Raw genomic sequence first — 20,613 nt, forward strand, 5'->3', positions numbered from 1 at the left:
GGGCTGAGGGGCCGGTCCCGGCGTCAGCGGCCGGCGGTCACGCTCATCTGCGCCCAGACCACCCGTCCGCCGTTCACGCCCGGCCGGTCCCCCCACGCGTCGGCCAGGGCGCGGACCAGCGCGAGTCCGCGTCCGCACTCGTCCTCCAGACCGGCCTCCCGCGGCGTGGGGACGGCCGGTCCGCCGCCCTGGTCGGCGACCTCCACATAGAGCATGCGCCGCTCATGGGCGCGCAGTACACAGAGGATCTGCTCGCTCCCGGTGTGCACCAGGGCATTGGTGAACAGCTCGGACATCACCAGTTCGGCGGCCTCGCAGAGATCCTCCGCAAAGCCCCACTCCGGCGCCCGGGACCGCACCCGGTGCCGGGCGACCGCGACCGAGGCGCCTCTGGCGGGCAGCTGGAACCTCTCCTGACGGAGGGCGGAGTCAACGCTCCCGGAGCTCGGGTGGTGGGCCATCGTCGAGCGCTGACGCAATGCCACGGCCATGTGCCTTCCGTCCGTCCTACCTGTGGGGGCGTGAATGCCGTACGTGAATGCCGCAAGTGCGCGACACAGCAGTCACGTTGGACCGGTCACACCCGTCACTATCGTTGCTGCGAGCATCAGTTGGCAAGGCGCGATCTGCAAAATGCAGAATAGCTAGCGCACTCTGTTGCCCTCACCTCGCTCATGGCACACTGATCCTGACAAGACCGTCCCAGGAGGTACGACGTGGGTGAAGCGCGGTCTGCCCCGACCGTCGGGCAGATGGTCCTCGGCATGCGGCTGCGGGACCTTCGCGAAAAAGCCGGCGTCAGTTACGACCAGGCTGCCAGGGCGCTGCACGTCAACCAGACCACGGTGCGCAGGATGGAGAAGGCCGAAGTCGGCCTGAAACTCCCCTACGTCGAGAAGCTGCTGCAGACCTACGGCGCCGAGCAGCAGGAGATCGACGCCTTCCTCGCACTCGCCGAGGAGGCCAACCGGCCCGGCTGGTGGCACCGGTTCCGCGATGTGCTGCCGGACTGGTTCAGCCTCTATGTGAGCCTCGAGGGCGCGGCCAGCCGGATCCGCGCCTATGAGCCGCACTTCATACCCGGGCTGCTGCAGACCGAGGACTACGCCCGCGCGCTGCTCTCCATCGGCTTCCCGCACGGGTCCGACCGGGAGCTCGAGCGCCGTGTGGCGCTGCGGATGGAGCGCCAGGAGCTGCTCACCCGCCCGGACGCACCCCATCTGTGGGTCGTGATGGACGAGACGGTGCTCCGTCTGTCCATCGGCGGTCCCGCGGTGATGCGCGCCCAGGTCGACCGTCTGATCGAGGCGGTGCAAAGACCGAACATCACCCTTCAGGTGGTGCCGTTCTCCGCCGGCCCTCACCCGGGCATGGGCGGACCCTTCCAGCTCTTCCGGTTCCAGATCCCGGAACTGCCGGACATCGTCTATGCCGAGGGCCTGACCGGCGCCGGCTATCTCGACCAACGTTCCGATGTGGTCGCCTATCTGGAGGCCCTGGACCGCATGGGCACCCAGGCCACACCGGCGCGGCGGACGGAGAACTTTCTCCGTGGGATTCGCAAGGAGCTCTGACTGTGGATCAGGTACATGTGTACAACGGCATGCCCGCCAAACATCTGGGAACCGAGGGCTGGGCCAAGCCCTGGAGCGGCCCCAACGGCGGTGCGTGCGTGGAGGTCTTGCGGCTGAACGACGGGCGGGTGGCCCTGCGTCAGTCGACCGATCCGGACGGCCCCGCCCTGATCTACACCCACCACGAAATCGAGAAGTTCATCCAGGGCGCCAAGGCCGGCGCCGCGGACTTCCTGCTCACACGTCCAGAAAACCTGACCACCTCGGCGGGTACCGCACCGGAACGGAGGGCCGCGTGACCGACTACGGACTCGCCCCCGACCAGATCGACACCACCAAGCCGCACCCGGCTCGGATGTACGACTTCTACCTCAACGGCAAGGACCACTACGAGGTCGACGCGGAGGCCGCCGGGCGGGTGCTGGAGGTCTATCCCACCGTCCGGCTCAACGCCACCGTCAACCGGGCCTTCATCCACCGCGCCACCCGCTGGCTGGCCCGGGAGGCCGGGGTCCGGCAGTTCCTCGACATAGGCACCGGCATACCCACCGAGCCCAACCTCCACCAGGTGGCGCAGGCCGTCGTCCCGGAGGCCCGGGTGGTCTACACCGACTACGACCCCATCGTGCTGGCCTACGCCCAGGCGCTGCTCGTCGGCACCCCCGAGGGCCGTACGGCCTATGTGCAGTCGGATGTGCGCGATCCCCAGCGGATCATGAGCGCCCCCGAGCTGCATGAGACGCTGGACCTGGACCAGCCGGTGGCGGTCTCCGTGAACGCCCTCTTCCACTTCATTCCGGAGGAGGACAAGCCGTACGAGATCATCCGCGAGCTGATGGCGCCGCTGGTCCCGGGCAGCTATCTGATGCTGACCCACTCCACGCACGACTTCTCCGAGGAGACCTGGCGGAACGTCATCCAGGTCTACAAGGAGAGCGGGATCTCCTTCACCACCCGCTCCCGGAGCGAGGTCGGGGCCTTCTTCGACGGTCTGGAGCTGGTCGACCCGGGTGTGTCGGAGCCCCACCACTGGAATCCGGACCCCGAGGACCGTCCGGAGGACATCCGCAGCGCGGACATCAACATGTGGGCGGGAGTGGCCCGCAAGCCCTAGGAAGTGTCCGGCGGGTCTTGGCGCCTGCGGCGGACCACCCCGTAGCATCGGCACGCGGGATGGCCGGGGGCTTCGCGGCGCGGTGTCACGATGCCCCGGTGCCGTCGCCGACCGTGAAGCCCAGTATCGCGCCCCCGCCCGGGCGCGGCCGGGCGAAGACGGTGCCGCCGTGTGCGAGGGCGACCTCGCGCACGATGGCCAGGCCCAGCCCCGAACCGGGCAGGCTGCGGGCGCCGGGCGCGCGGTAGAAGCGGTCGAAGACCCGCTCGCGGTCCTCCTCGGCGATGCCCGGGCCCCGGTCGAGGACCTCCACCCGGCGGCCGCTGATCACCACCTCGACGGGCTCGGTACCGCCCTGGTCGAACTTGGCGGCGTTCTCCACCAGATTGGAGACCGCGCGCTGCAGGGTGGCCGGGTGGCCCGTCAGCCGGGTGTCGCCCACGGCCCGTACGGTGATCTCCCGGCCGGTCCGGCGCCGGGCGAGGGTCACGGCGGTGGTGGCCACATCCTCCAGCGAGACCTCGGTACGGGGTTCGTCGTCCCGCTGCCCGGCCGCCAGGTCCACCAGCTCGTTGACGAGATCGGTCAGCTCCCGGGTCTCCCCCGCCAGATCCGCCAGCAGGTCCTCGCGCGCGGGCCCCGGCAGCTCCTCGAAGCGGCGCAGCAGGGAGATGTTGGTGCGCAGCGAGGTGAGCGGGGTGCGCAGCTCGTGCCCGGCGTCCTGGACCAGCCGCCGCTGGTCGTCCTTGGAGCGCGCGAGCTGTCCGAGCATGCCGTCGAAGGCCCGCCCGAGGCGGCCCACCTCGTCGTCCCCGGCGACCGGCACCGCCACCTCCATCCGGCCGGTGGCCGCCACGCTCTCGGCGACCCGGGTCAGCCGCACCAGCCGCCGGGTGATCCGCCCGGCCAGCCACCAGCCGGCCAGCCCGGCGGCCATGATGACGGCGATCACGAACAGCGCGGTGCGCTTCTGGAGCTCTTGCAGCAGGTCCTCGGTGTCGCTGATCTGCTGGGCCACCTGGACCGCGCCGGTGGCGTCGCCCACGGCCACCGTGGCCATGCGGTACTGCTCCCCGCCGATGTCGATCTCGCGCCGTACGACGGTGCCCGGGGTGCGGGAGGCGGCGGCCATCCGGTCGTCGTCGACCACCGGCAGCGGGGGCTTGCCCGCGTCGTAGACCGTGCCCCGGCCGTTGATCACCTGGACGTCCATCCGGCTGATCCGGCGCAGATCGTCCCGCAGGTCGTACGGAACGGGCACGGCGGACTCGGTGGGGTACTGCCGCAGGATCACCTTCTCGCCGCGGACCTGGCTGCGCAGATCGCGGACGACGTCGTCGAACGCCGACTGCTGGTCCACCCGCACCAGCCCCGCCGCCGCGTCATAGCTGAGCCCGCCGACCAGGAGGGTGACCACGGAGGCCACCGCCGAGAACGACAGCGCGAAGGTGGTCCGCAGGCTGGGCCGGCCACGGCGGAGCGCGGGGAGCCGCCGGAGCGGGGGGAGCCGCACCATCACTCCTCCCGCAGGGAGTATCCGACCCCGCGCACCGTGTGGATCAGTGGGGCGCGCCCCTCCGGATCGACCTTGCGGCGCAGATAGCCGATGTAGACGGCGAGGTTCTTCGAGCCGGGGCCGAAGTCGTAGCCCCAGATGCGGGCGTAGATGGTGGCGTGGTCCAGGACGATGCCCGCGTTGCGGGCCAGCAGCTCCAGCAGGTCGAATTCGGTGCGGGTCAGCTCCAGCTCCGTACCGCCGCGCCAGACCCGCCGGGCCGAGGAGTCCAGGCGCAGATCGGCGACCTCCAGCACCCCGTCGATGGCGGTGTCCTCCGGCGCGGCCGGTTCGGCGGGGGCGGCGCGGCGCAGCAGCGCCCGCAGCCGCGCGAAGACCTCCTCGACCTCGAAGGGCTTGGCCACATAGTCGTCCGCGCCGGCGTCCAGCCCCTCGATCCGGTCGGCGGTCTCGACCCGCGCGGTGAGCATGAGAACGGGGGTGCGGTCCCCCTCGGCGCGCAGCACCCGGCAGACCTGGAGCCCGTCCACGCCCGGCATCATCACGTCCAGCACGACCACGTCCGGGCGCTCGCGGTGGATGGCCGCCAGCGCCTCTATCCCGTCGGGTACGGCGGTGACGCGGTACCCCTCCAGGGTCAGGGCGCGTTCCAGGGCCTGGCGGATGGCACGGTCGTCCTCGGCGAGCAGCACGGTGTTGGTCACACCCCGAGTCTGCCAAGGCCACAGCGGTGCTCGGGGTGGCGGGGGTGCTGAGCGGGCCTTCTTACCCCGCTCTCACCTTCTTCACGCGGTGGACTTACCGGGCCTCGACAAGGTGTCGACCAGCTTCCGGGGGAAACTCGCCCCGGGGACGCACCCGGCCGGAGAAAATACCGCATGAAGATCGCATTCCTGCTGCACAACGCCTACGGGATCGGCGGAACGATCCGGACGACGATGAACCTCGCGACGGCGCTCGCCGACCGCCACGAGGTCGAGATCGTCTCGATGATGCGGCACCGCGAGACGCCGCGTTTCGCCCTCGACCCGCGGGTGCGGCTGGTCCCCCTGGTGGACTCGCGTCCGGAGAGCGCGGACGCCAAGGACCCGCTGTTCTTCGAGCCCAGCCGGGACTTTCCGGCCGCCGAGAAGCGGAACCACCAGTACAACCGCCTGATCGACACGCGGGCCGCGGAGTATCTGCGCGGCTGCGACGCCGATGTGATCGTCGGCACCCGGCCGGGGGTGAACGTCTACGTATCGCGCTTCGCCCCGCGCCGCGCGCTGCGCATCGCCCAGGAGCACCTGCGGTACGAGGCGCACAGCAAGAAGCTGCGGGCGGAGCTGGCCCCGTTCTACCGGACGCTGGACGCCGTGGTCACCACGACGGAGGCGGACGCCGCGGTCTACCGCAAGAAGATGCCGATGCCGGGGGTACGGACCCTGGCGATACCCAACAGCGTCCCGGAGCCCGATGTCGCCCCCTCCGAGGGCACCGAGCCGGTGATCGCGGCGGCCGGGCGGCTGGTCCGCGGCAAGCGCTTCGACCTGCTGATCGACGCCTTCGCGGAGATCTCGGCGAAGTTCCCGGCCTGGCGGCTGCGGATCTACGGCGGCGGCGCGGAGAAGGAACGGCTCGCGGAGCGGATCGAGCGGCTGGGCCTGTCCGGGAGCGCGGAGCTGATGGGGTCCCGCTCCCCCATCGAGGCGGAGTTCGCCAAGGCGTCGCTGGTCGCGGTCGCCTCGGACGCCGAGTCGTTCGGGATGACGATCGTGGAGGCCATGCGCTGCGGGGTGCCGGTGGTGAGCACCGACTGCCCGCTCGGCCCCGCCGAGATCATCAAGGACGGGGTCACCGGACGGCTCGTCCCCACCGGGGACAAGCACGCGCTGGCGAGCGCCCTGATGGAGCTGATGGGTGACGCCCCGGCCCGGCGGGCGATGGGCGCGGCCGCCCTGGAGAGCTCCCGGGTCTATGACCCGGAGCCGATCGCCCGGCGCTACGACCAGCTCTTCGAGGAGCTGCGCGCGAGCCGGTTCGCCCGCCTCTGGGAGCGCTACCGGACCGCCGCCCGCGCCCGCCTGCGGCGGCTGGCCCGGCGCTTCGGCCTCTCCCCCGGCCGCCGCACCCCGGCGGCGGGCCGCAAGGCGAGCGCGTGACCCCAGGCCCGGCCGCGGCGAGCGGGGCGCGGGTGTGCGCGCCCCTCCGTCCGGCGGTGCCCCGTCGTCACCAGGACGTCGGGGCGTAGTCGTCACCAGGACGTCGGGGCGTAGTCCTTCAGGAAGCAGCCGAAGAGGTCCTCGCCGCGCTCGCCCCGGACGATCGGGTCGTAGACCCGCGCCGCGCCGTCCACCAGGTCGAGGGGGGCGTGGAAGCCCTCGGCCGCCAGCCGCATCTTGTCCGGGTGCGGGCGCTCGTCGGTGATCCATCCGGTGTCGACGCTCGTCATCAGGATGGCGTCGGACTCGAACATCTCGCGTGCGCTGGTGCGGGTCAGCATGTTCAGCGCGGCCTTGGCCATATTGGTGTGCGGATGGCCCGCGCCCTTGTAGCCCCGGCCGAACTTGCCCTCCATCGCGGAGACGTTGACCACGTACTTGCGCCGGGCGGGCGAGGCCGCCATCGCCGGGCGCAACCGGCTCACCAGGATGAACGGCGCCGTCTCATTGCACAGCTGGACCTCGAGCATCTCGACCGGGTCCACCTCGTGGACCCGCTGCACCCAGGTGTTGCTCGGGTCCAGGTCCGGCACCAGCCCGCCCGCGTCGATCGCGGTCCCGGCCTCGATCCGGGCCGGTGAGGCCGAGCCGCGGTGAAGGGCGAGGGCGGTGAGGTCCTGCGGGGTGAGGGCGCCGTCCCGGGGCGCGCGGGGTGCCGGCAGGGCCGCCTGGGCGCCACTGCCGAAGGCGCCGAGGACCGCGGACTCGGGGAGCTCCCCGGCGGGGAGCGGCGCCGACTCGCCCGCTATCAGCTCCGCGTACGCCTGCGGGGTGCGGCGGACGGTCTGGGCGGCGTTGTTGATCAGTATGTCCAGCGGGCCCGCGGCGCTCACCGCGTCGGCCAGCGCGATCACCTGGGCCGGGTCGCGCAGATCGATGCCGACGACCTTGAGCCGGTGCAGCCACTCCCCGCTGTCCGGCATGGCCTTGAAGCGGCGGATGGCGTCGACCGGGAAGCGGGTGGTGATGGTGGTGTGCGCGCCGTCGCGCAGCAGCCGCAGCGCGATGTACATGCCGATCTTCGCCCGGCCGCCGGTGAGCAGGGCACGGCGCCCGGTGAGATCGGTGCGGGCGTCGCGGCGGGCCCGGTTCTCGGCGGCGCAGTCGCGGCACAGCTGGTGGTAGAAGGCGTCGACCTCGACATACCGGGTCTTGCAGACGTAGCAGGAGCGGGGGCGCTCCAGGATGCCCGCGATCTCCGTGGTGACCGAGCTGGTGAGCGCGAGGCCCAGTGTCTCGTCGTCGACCCGGTCGGCGGCGCCGGTGGCGGTGGCCTCGGTCACGGCCTTGTCGTTCGCGGTCTTCGCGGCCCGCCGCTCCTGGCGCCTGCGCTGCTTCACGCTGCGGTAGATCCCGGAGGTGGCCCGGCGGACCGTGATCGCGTCGGGGTGGTCGACCGGCAGCCGGTCGAGTTCCGCGAGGACGCTCAGACAGGTCGCCAGCCGCTCCGGGTCGATGCCCGGCTCCTCGGCCGGGGCACGCTCGGCCCGGCCTTCGTCAGTCACCGTCATCGCCGCTGCCGCTTTCTTGGATCGCCTGTTCCCCTGGACAACGGCGAAACTTTACGGAAGCGGGGGCGTATGCGCCAAACCGTGCCCGGCCTCACCCTCCGGGCTTGCGGTACGCATAGCCGCCGGTCGGCCCCGGAGTGCCCGCTCCGGCCGGGTGCCCGGTGTCCGTTGTCAGCGCGCGGATCACACCGTGGTCCGGGGAGAGCGCGCAGGCCGGGTCGGTGCGGGCGGCGTCGCCGGTCAGGGCGTACGCCTGGCAGCGGCAGCCGCCGAAGTCCTCCGCGCGGCGGGAGCAGGTGCGGCACGGCTCGCGCATCCACTCCTCGCCCCGGTAGCGGTTGAAGGCGCCCGAGTGGTCCCAGATCCACTCCAGGGAATGGTCGCGGACGGTGGGCGGGTCCAGGTCCGGCAGGCTCGCGGCGGCGGGGCAGGGCAGCACGGTGCCGTCGGGGGCGACGGTCAGCGAGACCGCGCCCCAGCCGCCCATACAGGGCTTGGCCACGCCGTCGAAGTAGTCGGGCACGACCCACACCAGGTCGGTGGCCCCGCCCAGTCGCTCCCGCCACCGCTGGACCGTGTCCCGCGCCCGGGCGAGCTGGTCGCGGGTGGGCAGCAGGGCGTCGCGGTTGCGCAGCGCCCAGCCGTAGAACTGGGTGTTGGCCAGCTCGATCCGGTCGGCGCCCCAGTCCAGGCCGCGCTGGATGATGGCGTCGAGCGCGTCGAGGTTGTCGCGGTGCAGGACGACGTTGATCCCGAGCGGCAGGCCGGCCGCGCGCACCAGGGCGGCGGCCCGTTCCTTGGCGGCGTACGAGCGGTGGCCGGCGATGCGGTCGGAGGCGGCCGGGTCGGCGTGCTGCACGGACAGCTGGACACTGCGCAGCCCGGCGGCGGTCAGCGTGGCCAGCCGGGCGCCGTCCAGGCCCACGCCGCTGGTGACGAGCTGGGTGTAGATTCCGGCGGATTCGGCGGCGGTGACGATCTCGGCGAGATCTCCGCGCAACAGCGGTTCCCCGCCGGAGAGATGGGTGTGTACTACGCCCAGCTCCCCGGCCTGCCGCATCACCTCCGCCCACTCGGCGGTGGTCAGCTCACGGGAGCGGCGGACCAGCTCCAGCGGGTTGGAGCAGTAGGGGCAGTGCAGCGGGCAGCCGTGGGTGAGCTCGGCGAGCAGGGCCCAGGGGCGGGGCGCGGCGGTCACCGGACCCAGCCTCGTCGCGGCCGTCATCGGACCCAGCCTTGCGCACGCATCCGGTCGAGGAAGGCGGGCACGTCCTCGGCGACGGGCGCGCCGGGGAAGCGGCTGCGAAGTTCCGCCACGATGGCGTCGAGGTCGCGGTCGCCGTCGCACAGCCGCAGGATCTTCGCGGCGCTGCCGCGCAGCACCACCACCCGCTCGGGCAGCACCAGCAGATCGGCGTCCCGCACCCGGTCGTGGCGCAGGCTCACGGCCGGGGACAGCGCGGGCCGCCATCCGGCCGGGGCGGGCCCGGTGCCGGGGCCGGTCATGTGCCCTCCCCCGGGCCGTCCTTGGTGTCGGCGTGGTCGACCGCGTCCAGCAGCGACCACAGCACATCGCATTTGAAGGCGAGCGCCGCCACCGCGCGGTCCTCGTCCTCGGGGGTCCGCGCCCAGGTCAGGACGAGGTCGAGCGCCTCGGTGCTGTCCCGGCGTCCCTGGCCGACCCGGTTGCGGAAGTAGGCCAGGCCCTCGCGCTCGATCCAGGGGTAGTACCGCTCGAAGGCGTCGATCCGGGTGAGCATGATGCCGGGCGCGGACAGCTCGGTGAGCGAGGCCGCGACGGCTTCCAGCGGGTCGCGCAGCCGGCAGAAGTTGACGTAGCCGTCGACCGCGAGCCGCACCCCGGGCACCACCTCATCACCCGACAGCAGCCGGTCCCGGTCCAGGCCGGCGGCCTCGCCGAGCCGCAGCCACCGTTCGATACCGCCCTCGCCGTCGGTGGCGCCGTCGTGGTCCTGGATGCGCCGCAGCCACATCCGGCGCAGCCGTGGGGTGTCGAGCTTGGCGGTGATCAGCGCGTCCTTGACCGGGATGTGGCGCTGGTAGTGGAAGCGGTTGAGGATCCAGCGGCGCAGTTCGGCGGGGGTGAGTTCGCCCGCGTGCATCCGTACGTTGAAGGGGTGGCGGTCGTGGTAGCGCTCCTGCGCGACCGCGCGCAACCGCTCCTCGAGCCGGGTCCGTGGGGTGCTCACAGGTCGATCACCATCCCGTCGGCGGCCACCTCGACGCCCAGCCTCGCCAAGCCCGAGTGCTGGGGCGCGGCCGGGTCGTTGAGGGGGTTGGTGTTGTTGAGGTGGGTGTACAGGGTGCGTGCTCCGAGTGCGGCCAGCCGGTGCGCCGTGCCGTGGGGTCCGTCGATCGGCAGATGACCCATGGCGGTGGCGGTACGCGAGCCGAAGCCGCTGGTGAGGGGTTCGTCATCGGACCAGAAGGTGCCGTCGACCAGCACGCAGTCGGCCTGTTCCGCGGCGCGCTGGAAGGCGTCGGGCCAGGCGGCGAGCGCGGGGGCGTAGAGGAGGGAGCGGCCGGTGGCGCGGTCGGTCAGCCGCAGGGCGACCACCCAGGCGTCGTCGTCCGGGGCATCGAGTCCGGCCGCGTAGCGGGGGCGTTTGGCGGAGACGGGGACGGCGCCGACGGCGAGGGGCGAGCCCTCGGCGAGCGGCCGGTCCCCGGGGCCGAGAGGGCGCCAGTCCAGCCGGGCGTAGGGGGTGAGGACCTCGCCCAGGTGGAGCCCGGTCAGCAGGGCGTGCCGCACCGGGGCGGTGGCCACGATCTCGATGCCGTCCGCCTCGCGCAGCCGGGCGATGCCGAGGGTGTGGTCGAGTTCGGCGTCGGTGAGGATCACCCCGGCCAGCGGGGTCCGGCGCGGTTCGGGCCCGGGGTGCAGTTCGGGGCAGTCCTCGACCTGGTCGCCGAGGTCGGGGGTGGCGTTGACCAGGTACCAGCGGCCTTCGTCGGCCTGGACGGCGAGCGAGGCGTGGCGGCGGCGCCACCCCGGGTGGGCGCGTGCCCCGGAGCATCCGGGGCACGCGCAGTTCCACTGGGGTACGCCGCCACCCGCCGCCGTGCCGAGCACGCGCACGCGCATGGCGGGGGGCTCAGCGGGCGTTCAGCGAGTAGGCGGTGACCTCCAGCGCGGTCTCCACGACCACGTAGTCGGGCGTCTGCCAGGCGGTCTCGCCGGCGTCGTTGAGGGTGCGGTCCGCCGCCTCGGGCGCCGTGCGCGGTGTGGTGTCGTTCATCGCTTCGACCTGCCTTCCATCTGGGTGGGGGATGCATCAACGGGGCGGGTCGGACGGGCCGTCAGCTACCGGTCCGGATCCGCGGTGCCCCGCCGTCGGTGGTGGTGCGGCCGCTCCCGGGGTAGGCGGATCCGATGCGCACCTCGTCCAGCAGCAGCTTGCGATAGTGCTTGGTATCGGTGGACGCGGCCCAGGTGCTGTTCACCGTGAGCCGGACGTAGCGCTTGGTGGTGGCGGGGATGTCGATGAACCGCACACCGCGGGCGCTGGGCAGCGTTCCGGACGCCACCGGGCTGCCCCAGTCACGGCCGTTGCCGGAGACGTGCACCTGGTAGTCGCGGATGCGGGCGGACTGCTCGGTGTCGGAGCGGGCGTAGGAGACCGACCACTCCCGCTGGTTCACGGCCAGGTAGCGGATGCTCTTGGCGGACCGCAGGTCGAAGGTGATCGAGGCGGGCAGGGTGGTGTCGTTGTCCCAGTAGGTCCGCGGATCGCCGTCGAGCACGGCGGAGGCCGGGTGGCCGCTCGCGGAGACACTGGCGCTCGCGGTGAGGGAATCCGGCGGAACGATGCCCTGGCGGCCGTCGGTGCGGACGGCGAGGACGGTGTCGTACGGATCCCAGTCGGTGATGCCCGAGATGGTGATCCGGCCGTCGCCCTGGCGGAAGGTCAGCTTCTTCCCGGTGCGGTAGTCGGTGACGCCGGTCACCGTGTAGCCGTTGTCCCTTAACGTCAGCGTGGAGCCCGAGGGCCGGGTGAGGACGTGGACGAAGTGGCGGTCGGGGTCGGCCGTGCTCACCGTGGTCACCCCGTGGGCGCCGTCGTTCCAGGCGCCGGGCTGGAGCCCGCCGTAGGAGTAGCCACCGCCCTCGGTGCCGCCCAGCGATCCCCAGATTTTGTCGAGATAGGTCTTGGCGTAGTTGTTGAACGCTTCCTGTTTACTCGGGAAGCGCCCGTTGACCTGGGCGGTCTCGGCCATGAGGGATTTGACGGAGGATCCGGAGTCGCTGATCAGCCGGCCGAGGGTGAGTCCTTGGTCCACCGCCGAATCGGTGCCGCTGTACCACCAGGCCCCGCTGCTGGGCAGCTTGAAGCAGGCTTCGGTGAGCCGGGGCTGCGGGGCCCAGATGGCCTGGGGGTAGTCATAGGCCGGGGTCATCCCGGTCTTCTGCTCATTGCTGACCGTGTCCATGATCGGGGTGTCTTCGTTGTTGTTGCTCAGCAGCCAGTTGGGACGGTCGGCGCGGATCTTCTCGTAGAGCCCGTGGTCGATCCAGTAGTCGTTGTCGTTGTCGATCCAGAACCCGGACAGCTTCGGGTACTTCCGCATCACTTCCACGAAGTTGTCGTAGGAGTACTCGCCGAAGCCGTCGCGCGTGGTCAGGTCGACGTCATGGCCCTTGTAAGCCGAGTAGGCCGCCGAGTCCAGCCACTCGTGGCCGCCCTCGGCGTGCCACTGCGGGTCGTCGGTCATGTAGAGCATGACCTTCAGCCCCTGGGCGCTCGCCGCGTCGATCAGCTCGCCGAGGAAGTCCCGCTGGGTGGAGCAGCTTCCGGGGATGGCGGACGGCCAGGCCCGCGCATAGCCCAGACGGCTGTGGAAGGAGGCGAGCACCAGGTAGGAGGCGTGCAGCTTCTTGGCCTCGGCGACCCAGTAGCCGGCGTCCCAGCCGCCGTCGGTGACCGCCTTCTCCCAGGCGGAGCAGCTGGTGTAGCCGGGCGAGGTGCGCATGCCCCAGTGCAGGAAGAGCCCCGCCTGGGACTGGCGCAGCCACTGCTGCCGGGGGTTGGTGACCTCGGCCTGCGCCGGGGTGGGACTGGTCAGGGCGAGAGTGGCGACGGCCAGCAGCACGGCGGCCAGCCAGGCGCCGAGTCGGCGGCACGATCTGCGGCCCATGGGGGGCTCCTTCTCGGGGCGTATCGGTCCTGTGCCGTTCCGTTGCAGCGTCACCGGTTGGTGATGTCCGGTCAATAAGCGTGCGCCTAAAATCCTCCGACCTCTTTGGCTGGATACCCGATGCAGGGTGGCGAGAACCACGCCCAACACGCAGGTAGTTGACGGTTATCGGCCGAAAGTCGCTTACAGGCCGCCTTCTTGGTCCACACCATTCCTTGACTCATCACGCCATACCTCCTACCTTCCGCGATGCACTGTCCGCGCCCAAAGGAGATGATCATGCAGAGGTCCACCCGATCGCGCAGACTTCGCTCCTGTCTCGCGGCCGTCACCGCGGCCACCACGGTCGCCGCCGGCGCCCTCACCGTCAGCCTCACCACCGCGGCGCCAAAGGCCGCGGCCCTGGACAACGGCGTGGCCCGAACGCCCCCGATGGGCTTCAACAACTGGAACGCCACGCACTGCGACGCCTCGTTCAATGAATCCATGATCAAGGGCGTCGCCGACGCGTTCATCTCACTCGGCCTCAAGGACGCCGGCTACACCTACGTCAACATCGACGACTGCTGGGCCGAGCCCAGCCGGGACGCGAGCGGCAATCTGGTGCCCAACCGCACCCGCTTCCCGAACGGCATCAAGGCCGTGGCGGACTATGTGCACGCCAAGGGGCTGAAGTTCGGGATCTACACCAGCGCCGGCACCAAGACCTGCAACGCGGCGAACGGCTTCCCGGGCGGACTGAACCACGAGAAGCAGGACGCCAAGCTGTTCGCCTCCTGGGGCGTGGACTACCTCAAGTACGACAACTGCAACAACCAGGGCGTCGACGCCCAGCAGCGCTACAAGGCCATGCGCGACGCGCTCGCCGCCACCGGCCGGCCGATCGTCTACTCGCTCTGCGAATGGGGCCAGACCACCCCCAAGGTGTGGACCTGGGGCGAGCCGGTCGGCAATTCCTGGCGGACCACCGGCGACATCAGCGACAAGTGGTCCAGCATGATCGACAAGCTGCACATCAACGACGACCTGGCGCAGTACGCCGGCCCCGGCCACTGGAACGACCCGGACATGCTGGAGGTCGGCAACGGTGGGATGACGGCCACCGAGTACCGCACCCACTTCAGCATGTGGGCGATGATGGCGGCGCCGCTGCTGATCGGCAGCGACATCCGCAACGCCTCCGCGACCACCCAGTCGATCCTGAAGAACACCGACATCATCGCGCTCGACCAGGACACCCTGGGCAAGCAGGCCACCATCGTTTCCTCCAGTGGCGGAAAGACCGTGTACACCAAGCAGTTGGCGAACGGCGACCGCGCCGTGGCACTGCTCAACGAGAACTCGTCCAGCAAGACGATCTCGACGACGGCAAGCGCGATCGGTCTCGGCGGCTCCTCCTCGTACCGCCTCAAGGACCTGTGGTCGAAGGCCACCTCCACCACGAGCGGCTCGATCAGCGCCTCGGTGCCCGCACATGGCACGGTCGTCTTCCGGGTGACGCGCGGCTGAACTGTTGACGCGTTAGGAACCCTTCCTTACAGTCCCTCGATGTGAACAAGGATCAGACAGGAGAATCCTTGATGGAGCGCCCGCCGCTCTTACCGCGCACCGCCCTGGCCCTCGCGGCCACGGCCGCGCTGATCGCCCCGGCCGCGGTCGCCTACGGCGCCGAGCGGTCCCCGCAGGCGCCGGCCGCGTCCTGGAGCCTCAAGTGGAACCCCACGTCGGGGGCGAGCGTCGCTTCCGCGTTCGAGGGCGCCGAGGACGACCGCGCCGACTCCCATCCCGGCGTCACCCACATCTACCCGTACCAGGGCGGTTTCCGCACCGACATCCATTACCCCAAGGACGTCGACACCAGTACCGACCGCCAGCGCCAAGAGGTCAGGGGCATGAAGCAGGACGGATCCGCCGTCAAGATCCTCAAGAACGAGACCTGGCGGATCCAGTACCAGATGTATGTGCCGGACACCCTCGACGCGACCACCGGCTTCACCCACATCATGCAGATCAAGGTGGGGGACGTGGCCGCCCCGCTGTTCACGATGTCGCTGCACCAGCACAGCGACGGCCCGAAGGTCGAGATACGGACGTCGGACGACGACGACAATCTCACCGAGGCCGGCGCTGCGGACATGGCGCCGATCCAGGGCAAGTGGAGCAATGTGTCGGTCGAGGTCAAGGCGGCCGACTCGGGTGCGTACGCCGACTGGTCGGTGACCACCGACGGCAGACGAGTCGCCTCGTACAAGCGCACCGGCCTGGACCTATGGCGCGGCAAGAACTACCTGCGGCCCAAGTGGGGCATCTACCGGAGCCTGAACAGCGGCGGCCTCCAGACCACGTATCTGCTCACCCGAAACTTCAAGGCGTACAAGCTCCAGTAGGAGGGCACGCGATGAAGAGTCACCGGAACACCCTCGTGGCCGCGGCAGCGACCACCGCACTCGTGGCCGGCCTGCTGCTCACCCAGACGGGCGCGGGCAACGCGGCACCGGCGCGGGACGACTCCGCCCCGTCGGACATCAAGACCGTCTCGTCCGGCTGGACGATCCCCTGGGGGCTCAGCTGGCTGCCCGACGGCTCGGCACTGATCACCGAACGCGATTCCTTCAAGGTCTACAAACTCACCCAGTCGGGCACCAGGACGCAGGTCGGCACGGTGCCCAATGTGGTGACCACGGGTGGTGAGGGCGGGCTGATGGGCCTCGCCGTCTCCCCGGACTGGAGCACCGACCACTACATCTACCTCATGCACACGGCGTCCGACGGCAACCGGATCGCCCGGATGACCTACGACGGCTCCTCGCTCGGCGGCTACAAGGCGCTCGTCACCGGCATCAAGAAGAACAAGTACCACAACGGCGGACGCCTCAAGTTCGGCCCGGACGGCTATCTCTACGCCACCACCGGGGAGGCGCAGACACCCGATCTCGCCCAGGACAAGAACTCCCTCAACGGGAAGATCCTGCGGATGACCACGGACGGCAAACCCGCCCCGGGCAATCCGTTCGGCACCCTCGTCTACTCCTTGGGCCACCGCAATCCGCAGGGCATCACCTGGGACCCGCAGGGCCGGCTGTGGGAGGCCGAGCTCGGCAACAGCAAGTACGACGAGCTCAACCTCATCGAACCGGGCAAGAACTACGGCTGGCCGACCTGCGAGGGCAACTGCTCCACCTCCGGGATGACCAACCCCAAGCGCCAGTGGTCGGTCGGCGACGCCTCGCCCAGCGGGGTCACCTACGCCGACGGCGCGATGTACATGGCGGCGCTGCGCGGTGAGCGGCTGTGGCGGATCCCGGTGGACGGGACGAGCGCGGGCACCCCGAAGGCGTACTACACCAGCTCCTACGGGCGGCTGCGCACCGTGGAGACCGTGCCGGGCAAGAACACGCTGTGGCTGTCCACGACGAACGCGGACAACAACGGCGGGGAGCCGGACGGCGCGGACAAGGTCTTCGAGGTGGGACTGAAGTAGCGGCCGCCATGCGTACGGTCGCGCCCCCAGGGGCGCGACCGTACGCGTGCGTCAGTGCGCGAGCCGCTCGTTCATCAGCAGGAAGGCGCCCAGACCGTGGAGGTCGTTCGTATTGCGCTTGCGGCCGAGGTAGTAGGCCAGGTCCCCGACGTTGGTGCCCTCGCTGATGTCGGTGATGTTCGTCAGCCCGTCGGAGCCGACCGACACCTTCTTCAGCACGCCCTGATAGCCCCTGCGGGCTGCCGAGGCGTAGCCGCCGCCGCTGATCCAGCCGTGTCCCAGGGCGGCGTGCAGCATCAGGGTGTACATGCTGGAGGCGGAGGTCTCGGTCCAGTTGCCGGGCTCGCTCGCCTTGTCGACGACCTGGAACCAGCGGCCGGTGGCCGGGTCCTGGTAGCGCACGAAGCCCTTCGCCAGGTGCCGTACGTTGCCGAGCAGTTCGGCGCGGCGCGGGTGGTCCGCGGGGAGCAGCTCCAGCACCTCGACGTGGGTCATCGCGGTCCAGCCGATGGCCCGTGCCCAGAAGTGGGCGGAGGTGCCGGTGGTGGGGTCGGGCTTCCAGGGGGCGTCGCCGTCGGCGTCGTAGGCGTGGTAGATCAGCCCGTTGGACGCCTTGAGGTGGCGGAAGTACACCGAGAGGTTCCTGGTGACCTCGTCGAACGCGTACGCCTGGTCCCCGTAGGCGATGCCGTGGCGCAGCAGGAAGGGCTGGGCCATGAAGACACCGTCGCCCCACAGTTCGTTGGTCTTGCCGGTGGCGTGCCACATCCCGCCGTCGGCGGTGCGCGGATAGGTGGTGATCCGGTCCCGGATCTGGTCGGCGGCGGTCCGATAGCGGGGGTCGCCGGTCTCCTGGTGGAGGATCAGCAGCAGATTGCCGGACTGCATCGCGTCGAGGTTGTCGAAGGTCCGGTCCATATGGCCGTCGGCGTCGACGAAGGCGTCCACCCAGCGCTTGATGTACGCCAGGTACGAGGGCTCCTTGACCCGCTGGTAGACGCGGTAGGCGCCGAGCAGGAACAGCCCCCGGGTGTAGCCCCAGCCGCCGAGCGACGCGGGGTCGGGGTAGCGGGCGATGGTGGAGTCCACCACCGCCCGGGACCAGTCGGCGGGCGCCGCTCCGGCGCCCGCGGTCGGGAGGAGAAGGCCGCCGGTGATGCCCAGTGTGCTCGCGAGCAGGGTTCTGCGACTGACCACTGGAGTCTCCTTGGATGTCAGGGCGCCTCACTGGACGCCATGTACACGCCAAGGATAGCGGCGAACGGTCCGTACCGGATCAAAAGCGGAGGAAAGCCGGGAATCCGCCGCCCCCGTCAGCAGTCCGGCCACCAGCCGGCCGGTGGCGGGCGCGAGCATCAGCCCCAGCATGTTGTGTCCGGTGGCCAGCAGCACCCGGGGATGGCCCGGCACCGGGCCGATCAGCGGCAGCCCGTCGGGGGTCATCGGCCGCGGCCCCACCCACTCCTCCTGGCGGTCGTCCCAGTCGGCATGGCGCAGATACGGGCGCGCGGCCGCGACGATGGCCTCGACGCGCCGCTGCCGGAACCGGTCGGCGTCGCGCTCGAACTCCATCGTCCCGGCGACCCGGACCCGCTTGCCCATCGGCGTGAGCACCACCTTGGCCGCGCCGAGGTGGACCAGGCGGGAGGGCGGCGGCTCGGCCGCCACCGAGAAGCTGTAGCCCTTGCCCGCCACCAGGTCGATGTCCTTGCCGAGCCCCCGCACCAGCTCCCGCGATCCGATGCCCGCGGCGATGACGACCGTGTCGGCGCGGAAGGTGCCCGCCGAGGTCCGGACCTCGGTCCGGCCGGACCGGTCGACGATCGATGAGACACGCGCCCCTTCGACCAGCTCCACCCCGTCGCTCCGCAGCCGCTCGGCGAGCCGGTCCACGAAGAGCGAGGGATCCAGGGACCACTGACGCTCCACCACGAACCCCGCCCGCGCGCCCTCGGTGAGCGAGGGCTCCGCCTCCGCCAGCCGGGCCCCCTCCAGCACACCCCCGGGCGCGATGGGGGCGTCCAGGCGGCGGAAGGCGGCGAGCGCCTCGGCGGCGTACGCGCGGGAGGGGAAGGCGAACAGGAAGCCGTCCTTGTGCGCCTCCCCGTCCACACCGGCCGCCTCCAGCTCCTCGAAGAGCCCGAAGGTGCCCCTCGCGAGCGCGCCGAGGGCGGCGGCCCCCCGCGCGTAGTGGCGCGAGGTGGCCCGCATCCCGAACCGGACCAGGAACCGCAGCAGTTCGGCACCGGCCGGGGGGTGGATCGCCAGTGCGCTGTCCTGGCGGTGCAGCCCGCGCAGCGCCGTGCCGATGACACCGGGCGCGGCCAGCGGTTCGACCAGGTCGGGGCAGACCTCCCCGGCGTTGCCGCGGGACGCGCCGCTGCCCAGCCGGTCGCGTTCGAGGACGGTGACCCGCAGCCCGGCGCCACTGAGGTAGTGGGCACAGGCCAGGCCGACGACTCCGCCGCCGACGATGGTGACCGTGGAGGGCGGGGTGTCCGGAAAGGTCATGAGGGCTCCTTCACCGCGGGGGACGGTGTGGTCGAAGAGGTGTCACGGCCGGCACGCGGTCGCCCGCGGGGGCTGTGGTCCGCGTCCGCCGCACTGGCGTCGGCGAGGGTGAGCCCGCTGGTCTCCGGGGCGAGGACGTACGACGTTCCCCAGCCGATGGCGCAGATCACCGCGCCGAGGAGCATGGCCAGCCGGGTGCTGTGGTCGAGGACGACGGGCGCTCCCCAGGTGCCGATGGCGGCGCCGACACGGCTGATGCCGGTGGCGAAGCCGTTGGCGGTGGCCCGGACCCCGGTCGGGAACAGCTCGGAGGGGTAGATGGCCTGGAGACACTGGCTGGAGAAGCACGCCACGCCGAAGGCCGCGAAGAGGACGACCACGACGGCCGGTGAGGGGTGGGCGAGGGCGGCGAGGCAGAGCAGGGGGATCGCGGAGAGACCGAAGCTCCACAGGAGCAGGGTGCGCCGCCCCTTGTTGATGACCAGGATCCCCGAGAGCGAGCCGAGCACGAAGAAGATCTGCACCACGACCGAGCCGAGGTAGGAGTCGTTGCCGTCGGCCAGTCCGAAGGAGGACAGGATGGTGGGTTCGTAGGTGGTGATGGCGTAGATCGGCAGCAGCTGACAGGCCCAGAAGACGCTGACGAAAACGGTCCGCCGCAGATAGGCGCGCGGAAGATATCGCCGTAGCGGGTGCGCGAGGCGGTGTCGGCCTCCAGGTCGTCCAGGGTCGCGTCCGGGCCGAGCATCTGCTTGAGCACGGCCTCCGCTTCCTTGCCGCGGCCCTTGCTGAGCAGCCAGCGCGGGGACTCGGGGGTGCCGAAGCGCAGCAGGAGGATGAGGACGGCGGGTATCGCACTGCTCGCGAGCATCCAGCGCCAGTCGTCGTGGCCGGAGGACAACATCGCCCAGCCGACGACGTACGCGACGGCGGCGCCGACCGACCACATGGTGACCATGATGACCAGCAGCGGTCCCCGGGAGTTTCGCGGCGCGAACTCGGACGCGATGGTGCCCGCGATCGCGAAGTCGGCACCGATGGCGATGCCCATGAGGAAGCGCAATACGGTGAGCTGCCAGGGATCGGTGACGAAGAACTGGGCCGCGGAGAGCAGGATGAAGGCGGCGATGTCGAAGAGATAGACCTTCTGCCGCCCGACCCGGTCGGTCACATAGCCGAAGACCAGCCCCCCGGCGAACATGCCGACCAGGGAGGCGGAGCCGACCACTCCGGCGTCGAAGGAGTTGAGGTGGTAGTCGGCGGTGAGGAGCGGAAGCGCGACGCCGATGATGCTGAGAATGTAGCCGTCGCAGAACTCGCCGCCGCCGGCGTACAGCGTGATGAGCCAGTGAGTGCGGGTGGGACGGGACTTCTCCAGGGATGCTGTGCTCATGGCCGTCTCCTGAGGAGGGCTCCTGGGGAGGAGGGGACGGATGGCCGGGCGGTGCGGGGCGCCCGGTGGTGTTGACGGAAGACGGTAGGCAGCGACGGGTCCCCGGTCATCGTTCGAAGCGTATGAAGACATCGACCTCTGGGCGAGTGCGTCTG

Annotated in this window: 19 protein-coding genes and 2 pseudogenes; 7 read left to right on the forward strand and 14 right to left on the reverse strand. The window is 70.8% G+C overall.

Translation table 11 applies throughout. From position 1 onward, the window contains the following. Positions 1-23: 23 nt before the first annotated feature. Positions 24-491 carry an ATP-binding protein gene (locus tag ACZ6TD_RS06975; protein ID WP_471351642.1) on the reverse strand — a complete coding sequence of 156 codons (468 nt, stop codon included), beginning with the start codon at positions 489-491 and terminating at the stop codon, positions 24-26. Positions 492-716: 225 nt separating this feature from the next. Between ACZ6TD_RS06975 and ACZ6TD_RS06980 the strand changes: the two genes are divergently transcribed. Genes ACZ6TD_RS06980 through ACZ6TD_RS06990 form a run of 3 tightly spaced genes read left to right on the forward strand, consistent with a single transcriptional unit; the run spans position 717 to position 2,688 of the window. Further along, positions 717-1,574: a helix-turn-helix domain-containing protein gene (locus ACZ6TD_RS06980; RefSeq protein ID WP_471351643.1), complete on the forward strand. Its 858-nt coding sequence runs from the start codon at positions 717-719 to the stop codon at positions 1,572-1,574. Positions 1,575-1,576: 2 nt separating this feature from the next. Continuing rightward, positions 1,577-1,873, forward strand: coding sequence for a DUF397 domain-containing protein (locus ACZ6TD_RS06985; protein WP_198268908.1), 297 nt, complete (start codon positions 1,577-1,579; stop codon positions 1,871-1,873). Continuing rightward, positions 1,870-2,688, forward strand: coding sequence for an SAM-dependent methyltransferase (locus ACZ6TD_RS06990; protein WP_471351644.1), 819 nt, complete (start codon positions 1,870-1,872; stop codon positions 2,686-2,688). Before ACZ6TD_RS06985 ends, ACZ6TD_RS06990 begins: the two co-directional genes overlap by 4 nt. A gap of 85 nt (positions 2,689-2,773) precedes the next feature. On the opposite strand, the gene ACZ6TD_RS06995 is transcribed toward ACZ6TD_RS06990, so the two are convergent. After that, entirely contained in the window at positions 2,774-4,204 is a 1,431-nt protein-coding gene (locus ACZ6TD_RS06995) for a sensor histidine kinase (protein WP_471351645.1), read from the reverse strand. Next, on the reverse strand, positions 4,204-4,908 hold the full coding sequence (locus ACZ6TD_RS07000) for a response regulator transcription factor (protein ID WP_471351647.1): 705 nt from the start codon (positions 4,906-4,908) through the stop codon (positions 4,204-4,206). Before ACZ6TD_RS07000 ends, ACZ6TD_RS06995 begins: the two co-directional genes overlap by 1 nt. Positions 4,909-5,082: 174 nt before the next feature. Here ACZ6TD_RS07000 and ACZ6TD_RS07005 point away from each other — a divergent pair, with 174 nt between their 5' ends. Then, on the forward strand, positions 5,083-6,345 hold the full coding sequence (locus tag ACZ6TD_RS07005; RefSeq protein ID WP_471351649.1) for a glycosyltransferase family 4 protein: 1,263 nt from the start codon (positions 5,083-5,085) through the stop codon (positions 6,343-6,345). A gap of 92 nt (positions 6,346-6,437) precedes the next feature. On the opposite strand, the gene ACZ6TD_RS07010 is transcribed toward ACZ6TD_RS07005, so the two are convergent. The 7 genes from ACZ6TD_RS07010 to ACZ6TD_RS07040 all read right to left on the reverse strand — a co-directional run bounded on the left by ACZ6TD_RS07010 (position 6,438) and on the right by ACZ6TD_RS07040 (position 13,073). Continuing rightward, on the reverse strand, positions 6,438-7,916 hold the full coding sequence (locus tag ACZ6TD_RS07010; RefSeq protein ID WP_471351650.1) for an SDR family oxidoreductase: 1,479 nt from the start codon (positions 7,914-7,916) through the stop codon (positions 6,438-6,440). 91 nt (positions 7,917-8,007) lie between these two features. Beyond that, positions 8,008-9,141 carry a pyrroloquinoline quinone biosynthesis protein PqqE gene (pqqE, locus tag ACZ6TD_RS07015; RefSeq protein WP_471351652.1) on the reverse strand — a complete coding sequence of 378 codons (1,134 nt, stop codon included), beginning with the start codon at positions 9,139-9,141 and terminating at the stop codon, positions 8,008-8,010. Beyond that, positions 9,138-9,422 carry a pyrroloquinoline quinone biosynthesis peptide chaperone PqqD gene (pqqD, locus tag ACZ6TD_RS07020; protein WP_471351653.1) on the reverse strand — a complete coding sequence of 95 codons (285 nt, stop codon included), beginning with the start codon at positions 9,420-9,422 and terminating at the stop codon, positions 9,138-9,140. Before pqqD ends, pqqE begins: the two co-directional genes overlap by 4 nt. Next, entirely contained in the window at positions 9,419-10,126 is a 708-nt protein-coding gene (gene pqqC, locus ACZ6TD_RS07025; RefSeq protein WP_471351654.1) for a pyrroloquinoline-quinone synthase PqqC, read from the reverse strand. The genes pqqD and pqqC overlap by 4 nt, the downstream gene beginning before the upstream one ends. Further along, positions 10,123-11,022, reverse strand: a complete 900-nt coding sequence (gene pqqB / locus ACZ6TD_RS07030) for a pyrroloquinoline quinone biosynthesis protein PqqB (protein ID WP_471351655.1) — start codon at positions 11,020-11,022, stop codon at positions 10,123-10,125. The genes pqqC and pqqB overlap by 4 nt, the downstream gene beginning before the upstream one ends. A gap of 10 nt (positions 11,023-11,032) precedes the next feature. Beyond that, on the reverse strand, positions 11,033-11,176 hold the full coding sequence (gene pqqA, locus ACZ6TD_RS07035) for a pyrroloquinoline quinone precursor peptide PqqA (RefSeq protein WP_470007186.1): 144 nt from the start codon (positions 11,174-11,176) through the stop codon (positions 11,033-11,035). A 61-nt stretch (positions 11,177-11,237) separates the two neighbouring features. Continuing rightward, entirely contained in the window at positions 11,238-13,073 is a 1,836-nt protein-coding gene (locus ACZ6TD_RS07040; protein ID WP_471351656.1) for a discoidin domain-containing protein, read from the reverse strand. 279 nt (positions 13,074-13,352) lie between these two features. On the opposite strand from ACZ6TD_RS07040, the pseudogene ACZ6TD_RS07045 reads away from it, so the two are divergent. From ACZ6TD_RS07045 to ACZ6TD_RS07055, 3 genes and pseudogenes are all read left to right on the forward strand, one after another. After that, positions 13,353-14,573: pseudogene (locus ACZ6TD_RS07045) on the forward strand (glycoside hydrolase family 27 protein); the annotation flags it as partial. An 80-nt stretch (positions 14,574-14,653) separates the two neighbouring features. After that, positions 14,654-15,460 carry a hypothetical protein gene (locus ACZ6TD_RS07050; protein WP_471351658.1) on the forward strand — a complete coding sequence of 269 codons (807 nt, stop codon included), beginning with the start codon at positions 14,654-14,656 and terminating at the stop codon, positions 15,458-15,460. A gap of 11 nt (positions 15,461-15,471) precedes the next feature. After that, complete coding sequence (locus ACZ6TD_RS07055) at positions 15,472-16,554, forward strand: PQQ-dependent sugar dehydrogenase (protein ID WP_471351659.1); 1,083 nt, start codon at positions 15,472-15,474, stop codon at positions 16,552-16,554. 51 nt (positions 16,555-16,605) lie between these two features. On the opposite strand, the gene ACZ6TD_RS07060 is transcribed toward ACZ6TD_RS07055, so the two are convergent. From ACZ6TD_RS07060 to ACZ6TD_RS07075, 4 genes and pseudogenes are all read right to left on the reverse strand, one after another. Beyond that, positions 16,606-17,751 carry a glycoside hydrolase family 88/105 protein gene (locus ACZ6TD_RS07060; RefSeq protein WP_471351661.1) on the reverse strand — a complete coding sequence of 382 codons (1,146 nt, stop codon included), beginning with the start codon at positions 17,749-17,751 and terminating at the stop codon, positions 16,606-16,608. A 27-nt stretch (positions 17,752-17,778) separates the two neighbouring features. Further along, positions 17,779-19,065 carry an NAD(P)/FAD-dependent oxidoreductase gene (locus ACZ6TD_RS07065; RefSeq protein WP_471351663.1) on the reverse strand — a complete coding sequence of 429 codons (1,287 nt, stop codon included), beginning with the start codon at positions 19,063-19,065 and terminating at the stop codon, positions 17,779-17,781. Then, positions 19,062-19,976: an MFS transporter gene (locus ACZ6TD_RS07070; protein ID WP_471357526.1), complete on the reverse strand. Its 915-nt coding sequence runs from the start codon at positions 19,974-19,976 to the stop codon at positions 19,062-19,064. The genes ACZ6TD_RS07065 and ACZ6TD_RS07070 overlap by 4 nt, the downstream gene beginning before the upstream one ends. After that, positions 19,859-20,590 (reverse strand): annotated as a pseudogene (locus tag ACZ6TD_RS07075) (MFS transporter); the annotation flags it as partial. The gene ACZ6TD_RS07070 and the pseudogene ACZ6TD_RS07075, both read right to left, overlap by 118 nt. Positions 20,591-20,613: the final 23 nt, after the last annotated feature.

This window comes from Streptomyces yongxingensis (genome assembly GCF_055597465.1).